17 protein-coding genes and 2 tRNA genes are annotated in these 15,718 nt (G+C 68.5%); 6 read left to right on the top strand and 13 right to left on the bottom strand.

Features of this window, described 5'->3' with window-relative positions; translation table 11 throughout:
- The first annotated feature begins 122 nt into the window (after positions 1-122).
- On the top strand, positions 123-2,126 hold the full coding sequence (gene pknB / locus ACIBCK_RS30845) for a Stk1 family PASTA domain-containing Ser/Thr kinase (protein ID WP_399395580.1): 2,004 nt from the start codon (positions 123-125) through the stop codon (positions 2,124-2,126).
- 94 nt (positions 2,127-2,220) lie between these two features.
- Here the strand turns inward: pknB and ACIBCK_RS30850 are convergent, their stop codons facing one another.
- Genes ACIBCK_RS30850 through ACIBCK_RS30875 form a run of 6 tightly spaced genes read right to left on the bottom strand, consistent with a single transcriptional unit; the run spans position 2,221 to position 6,684 of the window.
- Positions 2,221-2,976, bottom strand: coding sequence for a class E sortase (locus tag ACIBCK_RS30850; RefSeq protein WP_399395582.1), 756 nt, complete (start codon positions 2,974-2,976; stop codon positions 2,221-2,223).
- 24 nt (positions 2,977-3,000) lie between these two features.
- The gene (locus ACIBCK_RS30855; protein ID WP_399395584.1) at positions 3,001-4,362 is read right to left on the bottom strand and encodes a class E sortase; all 1,362 of its coding nucleotides are present in this window, start codon (positions 4,360-4,362) and stop codon (positions 3,001-3,003) included.
- Positions 4,359-5,006 (bottom strand): aminodeoxychorismate/anthranilate synthase component II, encoded by a 648-nt coding sequence (locus ACIBCK_RS30860; protein ID WP_399395948.1) that lies wholly within the window; start codon positions 5,004-5,006, stop codon positions 4,359-4,361. Before ACIBCK_RS30860 ends, ACIBCK_RS30855 begins: the two co-directional genes overlap by 4 nt.
- Positions 5,007-5,008: 2 nt before the next feature.
- Positions 5,009-5,170 carry a hypothetical protein gene (locus ACIBCK_RS30865; protein WP_399395586.1) on the bottom strand — a complete coding sequence of 54 codons (162 nt, stop codon included), beginning with the start codon at positions 5,168-5,170 and terminating at the stop codon, positions 5,009-5,011.
- A 31-nt stretch (positions 5,171-5,201) separates the two neighbouring features.
- Positions 5,202-5,891, bottom strand: coding sequence for a class E sortase (locus tag ACIBCK_RS30870; protein ID WP_399395588.1), 690 nt, complete (start codon positions 5,889-5,891; stop codon positions 5,202-5,204).
- Positions 5,892-5,913: 22 nt separating this feature from the next.
- The gene (locus ACIBCK_RS30875) at positions 5,914-6,684 is read right to left on the bottom strand and encodes a DUF881 domain-containing protein (RefSeq protein WP_367043749.1); all 771 of its coding nucleotides are present in this window, start codon (positions 6,682-6,684) and stop codon (positions 5,914-5,916) included.
- Between the two features lie 92 nt (positions 6,685-6,776).
- Here ACIBCK_RS30875 and crgA point away from each other — a divergent pair, with 92 nt between their 5' ends.
- Positions 6,777-7,031 carry a cell division protein CrgA gene (gene crgA, locus ACIBCK_RS30880; RefSeq protein WP_160506128.1) on the top strand — a complete coding sequence of 85 codons (255 nt, stop codon included), beginning with the start codon at positions 6,777-6,779 and terminating at the stop codon, positions 7,029-7,031.
- Positions 7,032-7,322: 291 nt separating this feature from the next.
- On the opposite strand, the gene ACIBCK_RS30885 is transcribed toward crgA, so the two are convergent.
- Together ACIBCK_RS30885 and ACIBCK_RS30890 are read right to left on the bottom strand one after the other, a co-directional pair.
- Complete coding sequence (locus ACIBCK_RS30885; RefSeq protein WP_399395590.1) at positions 7,323-8,219, bottom strand: rhomboid family intramembrane serine protease; 897 nt, start codon at positions 8,217-8,219, stop codon at positions 7,323-7,325.
- A 139-nt stretch (positions 8,220-8,358) separates the two neighbouring features.
- Complete coding sequence (locus ACIBCK_RS30890) at positions 8,359-8,892, bottom strand: peptidylprolyl isomerase (protein WP_399395592.1); 534 nt, start codon at positions 8,890-8,892, stop codon at positions 8,359-8,361.
- 251 nt (positions 8,893-9,143) lie between these two features.
- Between ACIBCK_RS30890 and ACIBCK_RS30895 the strand changes: the two genes are divergently transcribed.
- A complete protein-coding gene (locus ACIBCK_RS30895) occupies positions 9,144-9,866 on the top strand; it encodes a DUF5324 family protein (RefSeq protein WP_399395594.1) in 723 nt (240 codons plus the stop codon).
- Between the two features lie 78 nt (positions 9,867-9,944).
- Here the strand turns inward: ACIBCK_RS30895 and ACIBCK_RS30900 are convergent.
- Positions 9,945-10,017: transfer RNA gene (locus tag ACIBCK_RS30900), tRNA-Ala, on the bottom strand.
- 182 nt (positions 10,018-10,199) lie between these two features.
- On the opposite strand from ACIBCK_RS30900, the gene ACIBCK_RS30905 reads away from it, so the two are divergent.
- Both ACIBCK_RS30905 and ACIBCK_RS30910 read left to right on the top strand, forming a co-directional pair.
- On the top strand, positions 10,200-10,748 hold the full coding sequence (locus ACIBCK_RS30905; RefSeq protein ID WP_160506124.1) for a DNA-binding protein: 549 nt from the start codon (positions 10,200-10,202) through the stop codon (positions 10,746-10,748).
- A gap of 49 nt (positions 10,749-10,797) precedes the next feature.
- The gene (locus ACIBCK_RS30910; RefSeq protein ID WP_399395596.1) at positions 10,798-12,141 is read left to right on the top strand and encodes a protein kinase; all 1,344 of its coding nucleotides are present in this window, start codon (positions 10,798-10,800) and stop codon (positions 12,139-12,141) included.
- 51 nt (positions 12,142-12,192) lie between these two features.
- Here ACIBCK_RS30910 and ACIBCK_RS30915 read toward each other — a convergent pair whose 3' ends face one another.
- The gene (locus ACIBCK_RS30915) at positions 12,193-13,491 is read right to left on the bottom strand and encodes a hypothetical protein (protein WP_399395950.1); all 1,299 of its coding nucleotides are present in this window, start codon (positions 13,489-13,491) and stop codon (positions 12,193-12,195) included.
- Between the two features lie 253 nt (positions 13,492-13,744).
- The gene (locus tag ACIBCK_RS30920) at positions 13,745-13,873 is read right to left on the bottom strand and encodes a DLW-39 family protein (RefSeq protein ID WP_351638128.1); all 129 of its coding nucleotides are present in this window, start codon (positions 13,871-13,873) and stop codon (positions 13,745-13,747) included.
- Positions 13,874-14,209: 336 nt separating this feature from the next.
- Between ACIBCK_RS30920 and ACIBCK_RS30925 the strand changes: the two genes are divergently transcribed.
- Positions 14,210-14,539, top strand: a complete 330-nt coding sequence (locus ACIBCK_RS30925) for a DUF6344 domain-containing protein (protein WP_399395598.1) — start codon at positions 14,210-14,212, stop codon at positions 14,537-14,539.
- A gap of 97 nt (positions 14,540-14,636) precedes the next feature.
- Here the strand turns inward: ACIBCK_RS30925 and ACIBCK_RS30930 are convergent.
- Together ACIBCK_RS30930 and ACIBCK_RS30935 are read right to left on the bottom strand one after the other, a co-directional pair.
- Positions 14,637-14,710 (bottom strand) — tRNA-Ile (locus ACIBCK_RS30930).
- Between the two features lie 258 nt (positions 14,711-14,968).
- Positions 14,969-15,715 (bottom strand): DUF3566 domain-containing protein, encoded by a 747-nt coding sequence (locus ACIBCK_RS30935; RefSeq protein ID WP_399395600.1) that lies wholly within the window; start codon positions 15,713-15,715, stop codon positions 14,969-14,971.
- Positions 15,716-15,718 lie beyond the last annotated feature (3 nt).

Consider the following 15,718-nt stretch of genomic DNA (forward strand, 5'->3'; position numbering starts at 1 on the left):
CTGTATCGGGTGACGGTCGTGGCCGGGTCACGTAAGGCGAGCCGGGTACGGTATGCCCGGACAGCACACCGCCGGACCACACAAGGGTGCGGTCGGGACTGACGGAGAGGGCTGGATTAGCTATGGAAGAGCCGCGTCGCCTCGGCGGGCGGTACGAGCTGGGCCAGGTGCTCGGCCGAGGCGGGATGGCGGAGGTCTACCTCGCGCACGACACCCGCCTCGGGCGCACCGTGGCGGTGAAGACGCTGCGGGTCGACCTCGCACGTGACCCGTCGTTCCAGGCCCGGTTCCGCCGTGAGGCCCAGTCGGCCGCCTCGCTCAACCATCCTGCGATCGTCGCGGTCTACGACACCGGCGAGGACTACGTGGACGGGGTCTCGATCCCGTACATCGTGATGGAGTACGTCGACGGCTCCACCCTGCGTGAGCTGCTGCACTCCGGGCGCAAGCTGCTGCCCGAGCGCGCCATGGAGATGACCATCGGCATCCTCCAGGCCCTGGAGTACTCCCACCGCAACGGCATCGTCCACCGCGACATCAAGCCCGCGAACGTCATGCTGACGCGCAACGGCCAGGTCAAGGTCATGGACTTCGGCATCGCCCGCGCCATGGGCGACTCCGGGATGACGATGACGCAGACCGCGGCGGTCATCGGCACGGCGCAGTACCTCTCGCCGGAGCAGGCCAAGGGCGAGCAGGTGGACGCGCGAAGCGACCTCTACTCCACCGGCTGCCTGCTCTACGAGCTCCTCACGGTGCGTCCGCCCTTCGTCGGGGACTCCCCGGTGGCGGTCGCCTACCAGCACGTACGGGAAGAGCCGCAGGCCCCGAGCGTCTTCGACGGTGAGATCACGCCGGAGATGGACGCCATCGTCCTGAAGGCGCTCACCAAGGACCCGGACTACCGCTACCAGTCGGCCGACGAGATGCGCGCCGACATCGAGGCCTGCCTCGACGGCCAGCCCGTGCAGGCCACCGCGGCCATGGGCGCGGTCGGGTACGGCGGCCACCCGGACGACCAGCAGACGGCGATGCTGCGCCCGCAGAACGGCGGCGGCCAGACGTCGATGATGCCGCCGGTCGGCCCGGACGACGGCTACGACGATCATTCGCGCCGCCGCCAGAAGAAGAGCAACACCTCGACGATCCTGCTGGTCCTTGCGGGGCTCCTCGTCCTGGTGGGCGCGATCCTGATCGGGAAGTGGGCCTTCACCGGGGGCGGTGGCGGAAACGATTCGATCAAGGCTCCGAACTTCGTCGGCGAGAAGCTCGCGGACGCCAAGCAGTCCGCCAAGAACGTGGACCTCGTACTCGACGCCTCCGAGCACAAGCCGTGCGAGAAGTACCCGAAGGGTGAGATCTGCACCCAGAGCCCGGGGGCGAACGCCACGGTCAACAAGGGCGACACGATCTCCGTGTCGGTTTCCACGGGGGCGGCGAAGGTGTCCGTGCCCAAGGTCATCGGCCTGGACGTCGACACCGCCACCAAGAAGCTCGAGAGCCCCAAGTACGAGTTCGACGTCAATATCAAGCCTGTGGAGTCCTCCGGTACGCCGGACGAGGTCCTCGACTCGGACCCGGTCTTCGGCAGCGAGGTGCAAAAGGGCAGCAAGATCACCCTTGAGGTGGCCAAGGAAGCCGCGAAGGCCACGGTCCCCGACGTCACCGGCAAGACCTGTGAAGAGGCCAAGGCGCAGCTGAAGTCCAATGACCTCGTCGGCACCTGCGAGGAGGAGGAGAGCGACTCGGTCGAGGCCGGCAAGGTCATCTCGCAGAGCCTCACCCCGCAGAGCCAGGCCGATCCGGGTTCGACGGTGAAGCTGAAGGTCGCCAAGAAGGCCGAGCAGGCATCCGTTCCGGCCCTCACCGGTCAGAAGCTCAAGGACGCCCGCAAGGCGGTCGAGGACGCCGGTCTGACGGTCGGCACCATCACCGGGCCGCAGGACGACGAGGCCCTCGTGGTCCTCTCGGATCCGCCCGCGGGCCAGCAGGTCGCACCCGACACCGCGATCAACCTGACCACGGCGGGTGGTAACCCCGGCGACAACGGTGGAGGCAACGGCGGGGAGGACGGCGGAGGCTTCATCGGAGGCAACGCCGGCTTCTCCCGCAACAACGAGGACTAGCCCCTCCGGCCCCGCCTCGTCCAGTACACGGAAAGGCCCCGGACACCCGCCAGGCAGGCGGTGTCCGGGGCCCTTTCCGTACGCGGCGCCGGGCTCACTCCAGCTCGGCCGGAGGCGTCCTCTTGTTGTCGACCTTCTCGATGCGCTCCAGCTCGCCCCACACCACGTAGCGGTAGTTGGACGTGTAGACCGGCGTGCACGTCGTCAGGGTGATGTAGCGGCCGGGCTTCTTCGCGCCTGATTCCTTCGGGACCGGGTTCAGGACCTTCACGTTGTACTTCGAGGTCTCGGGCAGCGTCGAGTACACCTTGTACACGTACCACTTGTCCCGGGACTCGAAGACGATCGCGTCGCCCTTCTTGATCTTGTCGATCTTGTGGAACTTCGCGCCGTGCCCGTCGCGGTGCGCGGCCAGGGTGAAGTTGCCTTCCTTGTCCTGGGGAAGGGCCGACTTGATCGGGTCCTGGTAGTAGCCCGCGATGCCGTTGTTGAGCTCTTTGCTGCTCGTGCCCTTCTTGACCAGGATGTCGCCGTTGCCCATCGCGGGCACGTGCAGGAAGCCGATGCCGTCCTTGGTGTTCAGGTTCCCCGGGCCGCCCGCCCAGCGGTCGCGCACCCTGTCGCCCTGCTTGTGCGCCTCGCGGTCCGCGACGACGTTGGTCCACCACAGGGAGTAGACGACGAAGAGGCCGAGCACCAGGCCCGCGGTGATGAGGAGTTCACCGAAGACGCTGACCGCGGTGGCGACGGGGCCTCGTCCCCGTGGCCGTCGCGTGCGGGCGGGCGCGGGCGCCTCGGCCTGCTCATCGGCTTCGGCCCGCTCCTCGTCGTGGTCGGTCGTGGCTGCCACTGGATCTGCCCCGTTCTCACCGTTCTAGTTGACGAGCGCGCTCGGTTTGCCCTTGCTGCGCGGTCGTTCCTCGACCATCTTGCCCCAGACGATCATTCGATACTTACTCGTGAATTCCGGGGTGCAGGTGGTCAGTGTGATGTACCGGCCCGGTTTGGTGAAGCCCGACCCCGGCGGAACGGGGCCGATCACCGAGACGTTGCTCGGCTGGGTCTGCGGCAGGATGCTCGCCATCTTGTAGACGAAGTACTTGTCCTGCGTCTCGACGATGATGGGATCGCCCGGTTCGAGCTGGTTGATGTAACGGAACGGCTCACCATGGGTGTTGCGATGCCCGGCGACCGCGAAGTTGCCCTTCTCGGCGTCCGGCATGGGCGTCTTGGTGCCGCCCTCGTTGTAGTGCCCGACCATGCCGCGGTCCAGGACCTTCGACTTGTCGATGCCCTCGGCGATCGGCACGACCACGTCGAGGCGGGGGATGTGCAGGAGCGCGAAGCCCTGTCCGGGCTCGAAGGCGCCCGGCTTGCCCTTGCCCTTCGCCCACTTCTCCTGGAGGTCGCTGGCGGCGCCGTTGGCCTGCTGGTGGGCGCGGATGTTCGTCCACCACAGCTGGTAGGTCACGAACAGCAGCATCAGGACGCCGACGGTGATGAACAGTTCACCGATGCCCCGGCTCGCCACGGCGCCCGCTGAGGGCTTACGGGCGCGCTCGGCGCGACGCGCCTCCACGCGGGAGAGGGGGGCGGCGGACGTCGCGCCGGCGGACGCCTCGCCTGCGGACGATCGCGGGGCGCCGCCCTTCTTGGCGGCCTTACGACGGGCGGCCCGGCCTCCCGTGGGGCGTTCCGGCTCGGGCGCGGCTTCGGGCTCGTACCCGTCCTCGTACGCGGAGGGCTCGACTATTCGGCGGGTGTCCGACGTCCGCAGTCCGACGGTCTCGTCGTCGACCGGGGGCTGCGTGTGGGGCTGCGTGTGGGGCTGTGCGGCCTCTGGAATCGGCTCGTACACCGGCGCGGTCCGCCGCGGGGCGTACGCGCCGTACAGCTCCTCGTACGTCGGTTCCTGCGGCTGCGGCGGCTGCTGTTGTTGTTGCTGCTGCTGCTGCTCAACCTGCCAGTCGCGGGCGTACCCCTCGGGGTCGTACCACTCCTGCTCTTGAGACTGCGGCTGCGGCTGCGGCTCCGGCTCGGCAGGCCCGCTGCGGAACCACGGCGAAGGATGCTGCCCCCGCTGACCCGGCAGCGGGTCGGTCAGCGGATCGGCGAGGTGATCGACAGCCGCCTCGAACGCCCCGGGCTGCTCGAAAGCCCCGGGCTCCCCGTACGACGCGTACTGCTCGTCGTACGGAACTCCGGAGGAATCGCGCTCGGGACGCAAGGCGGTCACGCCGTGGCCCTGCCCACCACCGGGGCAAGACCACTCGATCGGCCAACGGCTCCCGCGTCCCCGCACTCGACCAGCCAGTTGGCCAGCATGCGGTGACCGTGCTCGGTGAGCACCGACTCGGGGTGGAACTGCACGCCCTCGACCAGCAGTTCACGGTGGCGCAGGCCCATGATGATGCCGTCGTCCGTACGCGCGGTCACCTCGAGCTGGGGCGGAATCGTGGCCGGCTCGGCGGCCAGCGAGTGGTAGCGCGTCGCGGTGAACGGCGACGGCAGCCCGGCGAAGACGCCCTTGCCGTCATGGACCACCGAGGACGTCTTGCCGTGCAGCAACTCCGGCGCCCGGTCCACCACCCCGCCGTACGCCACCGCCATCGACTGCATGCCGAGGCAGACGCCGAACACGGGCACCCCGGTGTCGGCGCAGTGCCGCACCATGTCGACGCAGACCCCCGCCTGCTCGGGCGTCCCAGGTCCCGGCGACAGCAGGACGCCGTCGAAGCCGTCCTGGGCGTGGCGCAGCTCGACCTGGTCGTTGCGCAGGACCTCGCACTCGGCGCCCAGCTGGTAGAGGTACTGGACGAGGTTGAAGACGAAGCTGTCGTAGTTGTCGACCACGAGGATGCGGCCCGGCCGCCCGTCGATGCTCACTGGCCGTCCACCGTCACATCGTTGAAGGGAAGCAGCGGCTCGGCCCAGGGGAAGACGTACTGGAAGAGCACGTAGACCACAGCGAAGACGAGCACCAGCGCAAGCAGTGCCCTTACCCATGCGTTTCCCGGCAGATGCCGCCAGATCCAGCCGTACATACCGTCCCTTCCGTAGCCGTACGGCACCAGACTAACGGCGCAGTGCCTCCGGTTTCCCGGCCTCGACGGGCTGGGTGGCATCGAGGTGCGCCCAGACGATCAACCGGTGGCTGTGTCCCCACTCTGGCTCACAGGTGGTAAGGGTGAGGTAACGGCCCGGCCCGTCGAATCCGGACTTGCGTGGTACCGCGTCGATGACCCCTATGTCGCCGGGCAGCGTCTTGTAGGGCTTGTTGTCGATGCGGTACGTGAACCACGTGGTGCCGTCGGTCAGGACCACGGCGTCGTCCGGCCGCAGCTTCGGGAAGTCCTTGAACGGGTCCCCGTAGGTGCGGCGATGGCCCGCCACGGAGAAGTTGCCCTTCTGGCCGAGCTGCGCGGTGTCCCCGTAGTGGCCGAGGCCCTTCTTGAGCACGTCGGTCCCGGTGCCCTGGAGCACCGGCTTGTTCCACGTGAAACCAAGCCGCGGGATGTACATGACGGCGAAGGGTTTGCCGTCCTCGTAGGGGCCGGGCTTCTTCGGAGTGCTCTCGGCGGGCTTGTCGTCCGTCCCGGAGGGCACCGAACCCTGCGCCCACCGGTCCTGCAGGGTGTCGATCTGGCTGTCCATGGCGTTGTCGGCCTTCACACCGGTCCAGAACAGGACGTACACCACGAAGAGCACGATCAACGTGCCGACGGTGATGCACAGTTCGCTGAACGTCCTCAACAGCACTCGCACCGGCACAGGCTCCCCCAGCGGCTTACTCCACGGGCTTCGCGTAGTGGAGATCCACTGTGCCCGAGTAGCCGGGAAGAGTCACCGCCCCATCGTCGTCGACTTTCCAGCCGAGGCCGTAGGCGTTGACGTACAGCATGTAGTTCTGGATCTCCGGGGACGCGGCGAGCGCCGTCTTGAGCTTCTCCGGGTCACCGACCGCGGTCACCTTGTACGGGGGTGAGTAGACGCGGCCCTGGAGGATCAGGGTGTTGCCCACGCAGCGCACGGCGCTGGTGGAGATCAGCCGCTGGTCCATGACCTTGATGCCCTCGGCGCCGCCCTGCCAGAGCGCGTTGACCACGGCCTGGAGGTCCTGCTGGTGGATGACGAGGTCGTTGGGCTGTGGCTCGGGGTAGCCGGGGAGCTTGGCGGTGGCGTTCGGCGGGGCGTCGGCGAGAGTGACGGAGACCGCGTCGCCGCTGAGCTTCTTGGTGCCCGCGTTCTTCTCCAGGGCCTTGAGCCGCGCGTCGTCGGCCTTCGTGCCGCCGTTGTCGCGCTCGGCGAGGGACTCGACGTCGTCGCGCAGCGTTCCGTTGGACTCGTCCAGCTTGCCGTTCTTGTGGCTACGCTCCTCGATCAGGTCGGAGAGCTTCAGGAGCGAGGCGTCGGTGCGGATGTTCGTGCCCTTGGCCGTGTTGAAGCTGGTGAAGAAGATGAGGCCCGCGAGCGCGAAAACGGCGGCCGTCAGCAACCGGACCGGCCGCCAGCGGGGGCGGCGACCCGGACCTGTGGGGGAGTCGGCGGAATTGCTCAACGTACCCTTATCTCCTTCAGCGCCGCGGAAGCACTACGCTAACGGACGCCCGGGGGAGGGCTCAGCTCCCCGTATCGACAGGAGAGACCCTCGTGCCGAAGTCACGGATCCGCAAGAAGGCCGACGATTACACGCCGCCCGCCAAGAAGGCGACGAACATCAAGCTGACCAGTCGCAGCTGGGTGGCTCCGGTGATGCTCGCGATGTTCCTCATCGGGCTCGCCTGGATCGTCGTCTTCTACGTCACCGACGGCAAGCTGCCGATCGACCCGCTGGGCAACTGGAACATCGTGGTCGGCTTCGGCTTCATCGCCGCGGGGTTCGGCGTCTCCACGCAGTGGAAGTAGCGCCCCTTCCGGGGTCACATCCACGGCGCCGCGCGCAAGCCTTGCCCTGAGTTATCCACAGCGCTATCCACACCCCGGCCCCGACTGGGGAAAAGAAAGACGATCTGTGGATAACTCTCCGGGCGTTGACGCCGGTATGACTGGCTGATCGCCATGCAAGCCCTCACAGGCCCCTTGTCCTTCCTGGGGAAACCCAGGTCAGCGACAAGGGGCACTGTTGTTCCCCACAGAATGCACAACCGCGGGCACACGCTGTGGACAACTCTGGCCATCGGATGACAACGGCGGGCTTCAGACGAGCTGCGCGGTCCTGATGACCACAGCCGCCAGGACCACGGCCAGCACCACACCGCAGGTCCCCCACTGCACGAGCGCTCGCCGCTCGCGGGGCGCGTGCACCATCCCGTACGCGATGGCGACACCGGCGACCAGGCCGCCGACATGCGCCTCCCAGGCGATGCCGCTCCAGGTGAAGGTGAAGAGCATGTTCAGCGCGAGCAGTGCGATGACGGGGCGCATGTCGTAGTTCAGGCGCCGCATCAGGACCGCGGTCGCGCCGAGCAGGCCGAAGATCGCCCCGGATGCCCCGAGCGAGGCCTGGCCCGGCTCCGCGACGACGTAGGTCAGCGCGCCGCCCGCCAAGCCGGACAGCACGTAGAGCGAGAGGAAACGGGCGCGGCCGAGTGCCGCTTCCAGGGGACCGCCGAGCCACCACAGGCCGAGCATGTTGAACGCGATGTGCCAGATCTCCTGGTGCGTGAACATCGACGTGACCAGGCGATACCACTGGCCTTCGGCGACGCCGTCCTCCGGGAGATAGGGATACGGAGGCCACTGGCCCACCAGGACCAGCTCATTGACCAGACGGTCCCCCATGGCAAGGACCGCGATGAACACCGCGACGTTCAGACCGAGCAGGATCTTGGTGATCAGCCGCGGGTCGGTGGCGATCGAGCCGCCGGCGATGGTGCGCGGCTGGTTCGCCTCGGGTGCGTGTCCGGTGCCCGAGCCCTCGCGCACGCACTCGGGGCACTGGAAGCCGACCGAGGCGCTGATCATGCACTCCGGGCAGATCGGACGCTCGCAGCGGGTGCAGCTGATGCCGGTCTCGCGGTCCGGGTGGCGGTAGCAGCGGGGCAGGTTCGATGCGTCCTGTGGCCCCTGCGGGCTGCCTGGTGCCTGGTCCATGGGGTCCCCTCAATGTCCGTACGACGGCACGGCCGCGCCCACGCGCGCGAACGCACCGCCCCGCCCTCCTTTTTACGGATGGGCGGGGCGGTTTGGTTCCCTGGTGGGGCGCGCCGGTGTCAGGCGGTGCGCGCCGGTGTCAGGCGGTGCGGGTCTCGATGACGACGGATTCGATGACCACGTCGTTCACCGGGCGGTCGGTGCGCGGGTTGGTCTGCGTGGCCGCGATGTCGTCGACGACCTTCTGGCTCGCCGGGTCCGTGACCTCGCCGAAGATCGTGTGCTTGCGCGTGAGCCAGGCAGTCGGAGAAACCGTCACGAAGAACTGGGAGCCGTTGGTGCCCGGACCGGCGTTGGCCATGGCGAGCAGGTAGGGCTTGTCGAAGGCGAGGTCGGGGTGGAACTCGTCCTCGAACTCGTAGCCGGGGCCGCCCGTGCCGTTGCCCAGCGGGTCGCCGCCCTGGATCATGAAGCCGCTGATGACGCGGTGGAAGACCGTGCCGTCGTAGAGCCGGTCCGTGGTCTTCTTGCCGGTCTCCGGGTGGACCCACTCGCGCTCGCCCTGGGCGAGCTCGACGAAGTTCTTGACCGTCTTCGGCGTGTGGTTGGGGTGCAACAGCACCTCGATGTCGCCTCGGTTGGTCTTCAGGGTGGCGTAAAGCTGCTCGGCCACGGTCTGCCTTCCGTTGTCTTCTGTGACGCCCCGATCCTCCCACGGACCGGATTGCGACGAGTAGTCACGGAGTGGGCGCGCTCCACGACGATCCGTGGCATTGTCGGCAAAGCACTCTCCTTGTACCGATTTGATCAAAATGATCGCACCCGGATGCCCGGCTGCGTCATGCCTCGGAGCGATCCGGAAGGCATGATCCTTGAAAGGGTGGAAAGGTGACATACCTATAAGCCACCGAGGAGGAGGATCCTGTGACCCGCATCGACAGCGTGCGCGCCGCGACCGGTTCGGCTAGGGACAGCGTGCGGCATGCCGCGGAGGCGGTGGCCCCCTACGCCGGGACGGCCAAGGACCAGGCCGTCCACTACGCACACGAGAGCCGTGCACGCCTCGCACCCAAGGTGTCGCAGGCCGCCGAGCAAGCCCGTGTTCAGTACGGCGCTCACGTCGGCCCGCGCCTCGAGCAGGCTCGTACGCATGTGCCGCCGAAGGTGGACCACGCCGCGCACGAAGCCGCTGTCCGCACCCGCAAGGCCGCCAAGCAGACCCGCAAGGCAGCCCAGCAGGCCGCCGACTACTCGAAGCCCCGCATCGAGCACGCCGTGGCCGTGGCGCAGCCCGTCCGCGAGGAGGCGGCGTCCCGCGGGACCGCGGCGCTCGCCGCACTGCGCGGTGAGGTCTCTCCCAAGGAGATCCAGCGGCTGGTGCGCAAGCACAACCGCCGGGCCCGCGCCGGCCGCTTCGCCAAGGGCCTCGTCGTCCTCGGCGTCGTGGCGGGTGGTGCGGTCGCCGCCTGGAAGTGGTGGGACAAGCAGGCCAACCCGGACTGGCTCGTCGAGCCGCCGGCCGCCACGGAAATCCCCGACAGCGCGCCGCTGACCTCGGTCGACGGCAGCGGTCAGGCCTCCCTCGACCCCGAGGTCCAGGCCAAGCAGGCCGAGTCGGAGGCCTCTGAGCGCGACGATCTGCGCTGAGCTGCCACTGACCCACTGATAACGCCGTTGGGCGGGATCCCCTCAGTTGAGGTGGTCCCGCCCAACGGCGTTTGTGTGTGGAGCCTAGGAGATTCGAACTCCTGACATCTGCCTTGCAAAGGCAGCGCTCTACCAACTGAGCTAAGGCCCCGAAAACGGTGCACCCAGCCGGAAGAATCTCGCTCCGGTGGGCGACGCAGACCAGAGTACCGGGTCACCCCCCAGATCTCGCAAAAGGATTGGGGGTCCCGGTGAACGACCACGCTCCGTAAGATGCTCGGCGTGGTTCGCGGCAGCGAACCGCGGTTTTTGGGGAAGCGATGGGGAGACGCAATGGACGCCGCACAACAAGAGACGACCGCGAGAGCACGAGAGCTCCAGCGGAACTGGTACGGGGAGCCGCTGGGGGCGCTCTTCCGTCGTCTCATCGATGATCTGGGCCTCAACCAGGCACGCCTCGCCGGCGTCCTCGGTCTGTCCGCGCCCATGCTGTCCCAGCTGATGAGCGGACAGCGCGCCAAGATCGGCAACCCCGCGGTCGTCCAGCGCGTCCAGCTCCTCCAGGAGCTGGCGGGCCAGGTCGCCGACGGCAGTGTGAGCGCCGCCGAGGCCACCGACCGCATGGACGAGATCAAGAAGTCCCAGGGCGGCTCCGTCCTGACCAACACCTCGCAGTCGACGACGAGTTCGGGTGCGCCCACGGTGAAACGCGTGGTGCGTGAGATCCAGTCGCTGTTGCGCTCCGTCGCGGCGGCGGGCGACATCATCGATGCCGCTGACTCCCTCGCACCGACCCACCCGGAACTGGCAGAGTTCCTCCGGGTATACGGCGCCGGACGCACCGCGGACGCGGTCGCCCACTACGAGGCGCACCAGAACTGAGCCGTCGGCCGGGCCACCGGGCGGCCCGGAGGGGGAGCGATGCGCGACCATGGGTGAGGTCTTCGCCGGCCGCTACGAACTGGTCGACCCGGTCGGCCGCGGGGGAGTCGGAGCGGTCTGGCGCGCCTGGGACCACCGGCGGCGACGATATGTGGCAGCCAAGGTCCTGCAACAGAGCGACGCGCACGCGCTGCTGCGCTTCGTGCGGGAACAGGCGCTGCGGATCGACCACCCCCATGTGCTCGCGCCCGCCAGCTGGGCCGCCGACGACGACAAGGTCCTGTTCACCATGGCCTTGGTCGCCGGCGGCTCGCTGGCCCATGTGATCGGGGACTACGGCCCGCTGCCGCCCCGCCTGGTCTGCACGCTCCTGGACCAGCTGCTCTCCGGGCTCACGGCGGTGCACGCCGAGGGGGTCGTGCACCGTGACATCAAGCCCGCGAACATCCTGCTCGAGGCGACCGGCATCGCACGGCCGCATCTGCGGCTCTCCGACTTCGGCATCTCGATGCGGATGGGCGAGCCACGGCTGACCGAGACCAACTACGTCGTGGGGACGCCCGGTTACTTCGCGCCCGAGCAAATGCTGGGAGCGGAACCGGACTTCACCGCCGATCTGTTCGCCGTGGGCCTGGTGGCCCTCTATCTGCTGCAGGGCGCGAGGCCGGATGCCAAGGCCCTGATCGAGCGCTTCGCCGAGCACGGCACCCCCGGGGCGCCGCGGGGTGTTCCTGAGCCGCTGTGGCAGGTCGTCGCCACGCTTCTCCAGCCGGATCCGCAAGCGCGGTTCCGCACCGCCACGGGCGCGCGCAAGGCGCTGAACGCGGCCGTCGAGCTGCTGCCGGAACCTGAGCCCGACGACGAGATCGTCGAGATCTTCGACCAACTGGGCCCCCTTCCCCAGGGCTTCGGCCCGGACGGGCCCCTCACGGCTCCGCCCCAGCCGGGCTTCGCTCCCCCCTCCGTACCGCCCGCGCCCCTCTCCGCGCCCCAGACCGGCACCTTCCCGCTCGCTCCACCACCCCCACCGCAGGCCACGCCACTGTCGGGACAGGCCACGCCACCGTCCGGGCAGCGGATGCAGCAACCGGCAACGCCACCACCTCCCCCCTCGCCCCCTGCTCAGGCCCTGCATGCGCCCCCTGCTCATTCCCCGCATGTCCCCTCCCCCCACCCGGCTTACGATCCATCACCCTCTGTGATGCCCGCAGCGCATCGCGTATCCGCCCCTACTTATCCATACACCGCTCACGCCCCGCAGGTTCCACTCCAGCGCGAACCGGTTCCACACCGGCAGAAACGACCGGGACCGCCCCCGAAGGTGGCGATCCCGATGCTGCTGGCCTCTCTGGCGTGCTTCGCGGTGGGCATCTGGGCCCTGACCCAGATCTGACCCCTCAATGGATTCGGATCACATACGAACCAGGCTCACGGGTCACACGAGTCAGCCGCCCACCCGGCCCACCGCCCTCCTTCGCCCGATCAGCGTCCACACGCCAAGGATCGCCAGGAGCACGGTCCCAGCACCGAACCCACCGGCGGCGACGATCCTCATGCCGTCCCCACCACTGTTTCCGCCCCCGTCACCGCTCCCGGCGCCGGCACCCGCGCCCGTCTCGCCCCGCGCCGCCGCATCCTCGTCCTCACCGGTGACGCTGAACTCCTCCGCCGGCCGCGCCGCCCCCACATACGCCGGCCCCTCCTTCGCCGCACCGTCGACGTTCACCCGCAGCGTCAGATCGAGCGGGTCATCGCCGAACTCCCGGGCGACCTGCGGATTGAGGTGGACCGAGAGGTAGTACCACCCGGCGAACCGTGTTCCGGTCACGCTGTCGATCGGGGAGTAGCGGTTCTCGTAGGCCACGGGGGCCAGGGGTCTCAGCGCGGCCGATTTCTGCTGGCCGTCGTACGCCGTGTCGGCGTCGTCGATGCGTGCACGTACCGGATTGGCCAGGGACATCACGAGCGCCGACGTGACGTACTCGCCCCGGCCCCCGCTCGCACTCCCCAGCTCGGCCCCGGCGGAGATCTGCTGCCCCCAGTCGACCGGCACGCGGTAGAAGAGGGTTTGGCCTGGCTTGATCCGGTCACCCCAGACACCTGCGCCCAGCGCACGGGCGTCGTTGAAGCCCGTGCCACCTCTGCGTACCTTGCGCGCTTCGCCGGGCGGCGTGGGCGAGGCGGAGTTCCACGACTCGGGCGGTGTCGTGGAGGCGTTCTTGGCCACTCCGGGTTCCGAGACGACGCGAAGCTCCGTGTCCCACGTCTCCGTACTGGAACCGGGCTCACTGTTCCGCTCGACCACTACGTAGTACGTGCCCGCTGCTTTGCACCTGTTCTCGATGGGGCCGACCGCCCGTACCGCCCAGGCGGAGATGGGCCGCGGACTCTGCGACGTACCGAACCGCGCGTCTCCGGAGTTGCAGTTGTTGCCGTTCGTGTCCTCCAAGGAGACCTCGACGCCGTCCCCATAGGCGACCTTGGCATCGAGCCCGGGGACGGCGGTGGCGGAGACGTACACGGTCTCTCTGGCGTCGAGTTGCAGCTGGTAGTAGACCTTGCCCCCACGCGCGAGGGAGCTCTTGTACGTCGACCCGGGCGTCAGCCTCACGCTGTCCATGCTGTTCCGCGCGCCGTCGACCGCCGCGGCCCCCTCGGCGAAGACGTACGGGCTCGGTCCCGATGTGCCCTCCGCCGCGGCCTGGCCGGGCAGTGCCATCACCGCGCACAGCGCCGTTCCCACGGCCGGCAACGCCCGGCCTCCGCGCAGCCGCCCCATCACGTGCCACCCCTCCCCTGAGCCCCAGTCGTCCCGCCCACTATGCCCACGCGAGGCCCCGACAACCTTTGCTCACGCAAGGCAAGAGCTTGCCTGAGCAAACCCAAGGAGTCGGGCGACCCACGAGACAGGAGTCGGGTGAACAACGAGATCCGGACAGCACAAAGCCCCGACCACAGAAGCGATCGGGGCCCTGTTAAGAGACTGTTGTCGGTACTCACGAACCCGTGGGCACGGAGTCAGTCGCCTCCGTCCACAGATCCTGCTCGGCGCGATCCGCCTGGATCTGGCGGTACACGAGGAGCCCGCCGATGGCGGCCAGTGTGACCAGGAGAAGCTTCTTCACCGCGCGACCTCGTCTTTCTTGACGTAAGGGACCTCTGGCGCCCGACTATACACACCGATCGATACCGATCGGTGACCTGGATCCACCCCAACTCCCGCCCCGAACACAGCAGTCGAATCGGGCGTCGCCACTCCCAGGCCGCTCACGGCCCGCCGCGACATTCGCCGCCCTCGCTCTCATCCGAGCTTCTCCCAGGCCCTTCAGAGGCCATATACGGCCATTCGTGTGGTGTTCATCTGAACATCGACGCGCCACGAGCGTCGGTCCCCCACTCTCGGCCCCGCATACACATCATGAGGAAAGTACGCAAATCGCCCAACCCGAAAGTGAGAAGCCATGACCGGCACCAAGGCCATGAAGCTGTGGACCACGCTCATCACCGCCTTCCTCGCACTCTTCGCCACACTGGGATTCACGACGACGGCAGCGGCGGCCACGCCGGTACAGCAGGCCACGGAAACGTGCAAGAGCACGCCGACCATGACGGCCCCACTCGCGGCCTACTGGGCAGCAGCGTACGAACGGTCCCTGCCGCCCACGATGAAGCAACGCATCCGCGCCGAGGCCCACGGCTCGTCCCCGAGCTGCCGCCACCTCCCCACGGACGACACGGAGACAGCAGTTGAGGCCGAGGCCCATCCGGGCAGGCTCGCCGCGGAGCCGTAGTCACACCCCGGCCACCCCGGCCGCCGTCCCCCAGGGACCCCCACAGACACGAAGAAGACCCCCAGCCGATACGGGCTGGGGGTCTTCTTCGTGTCTGTGGGGCTAACAGGATTTGAACCTGTGGCCTCATCCTTATCAGGGATGCGCTCTAACCAACTGAGCTATAGCCCCGCCGCGCTGCGGTGTGTCCCGCGCGCTGACCTCTGAAGATTAGCGCACGTGCGGGCCAGTCCCAAAATCGATACCTCCGGGGGCACCGCACAGGCCGTGACACGCGACAGGGCCCCGCCCTGAGAGGGCGGGGCCCTGGCCACGAAGACCCCCGGAGCGGAGCCCCGGGGCCGGTGGAACGCGGAAGGCTGAGCTGACCCAGCCCAGCTCAGCTCAGCTCACCTCGGAGAAGAGAACCGGGGAGAGCGAGGGAGAGAGTTACTCGTCCTCGGCCAGCGTCAGCTCGACGCCGCCCACGAAGCCCGCGGAGAGGTTGTAGATGAAGGCGCCGAGCGTCGCGAGCGCCGTGGCGAGGACCACGTCGATGACCGCGATGATCGTCGTGAACATCAGGACGCGCGGCAGCGACAGGAAGGACTGCAGGTCGAAGCCGTTGGACTCGTTCGAGCCCGTCGCCTCCGAGATCGTGCCACCCACCGTGGCGAAGACGCCCATGGCGTCCATGACCATCCACAGCACGGCGGCCGCGACGATCGTGCAGATGCCGAGCGCGATGGAGAGCAGGAAGCTGACCTTCATCACCGACCACGGGTCGGCCTTGGCCACCCGCAGTCGCGCCTTGCGCGTACGAGGCATCGTGCGCGCCCCCGTCCGCGGCCTGCGCACGGAGCCCGTCTGGGCGCCGCCCTGCTGATACGCCTGCGGCGGGTGGTACGGCTGGGAGGCCTGCTGCTGGGGCTGGCGCTCACCGGGCAGAGCACCGGTGGCGTTCTGGGGCCCCTGAGCCCCCGGAGCCGCCTGGCCTGCTTGGGCCTCTTGGGCCCCGGCCCCGCCCGCGTACTGCGCTGACTGAGCCGGCTGCGGCCCTCGGGTGTCGGTCACGGTTCCCCCCTGGGATCCACGAGGCTCATGCGAGTCGGGAGAATCAGTGGCGGAGCCACGGACACCGTCTGTACCGGCGGTCTGGCCGGTTCCACTTGCTCCGGCGCCCGTGGCTCCACTCACGAT

The organism is Streptomyces sp. NPDC051218 (assembly GCF_044455475.1).
In the GTDB taxonomy this organism is placed as follows: Bacteria; Actinomycetota; Actinomycetes; order Streptomycetales; family Streptomycetaceae; genus Streptomyces.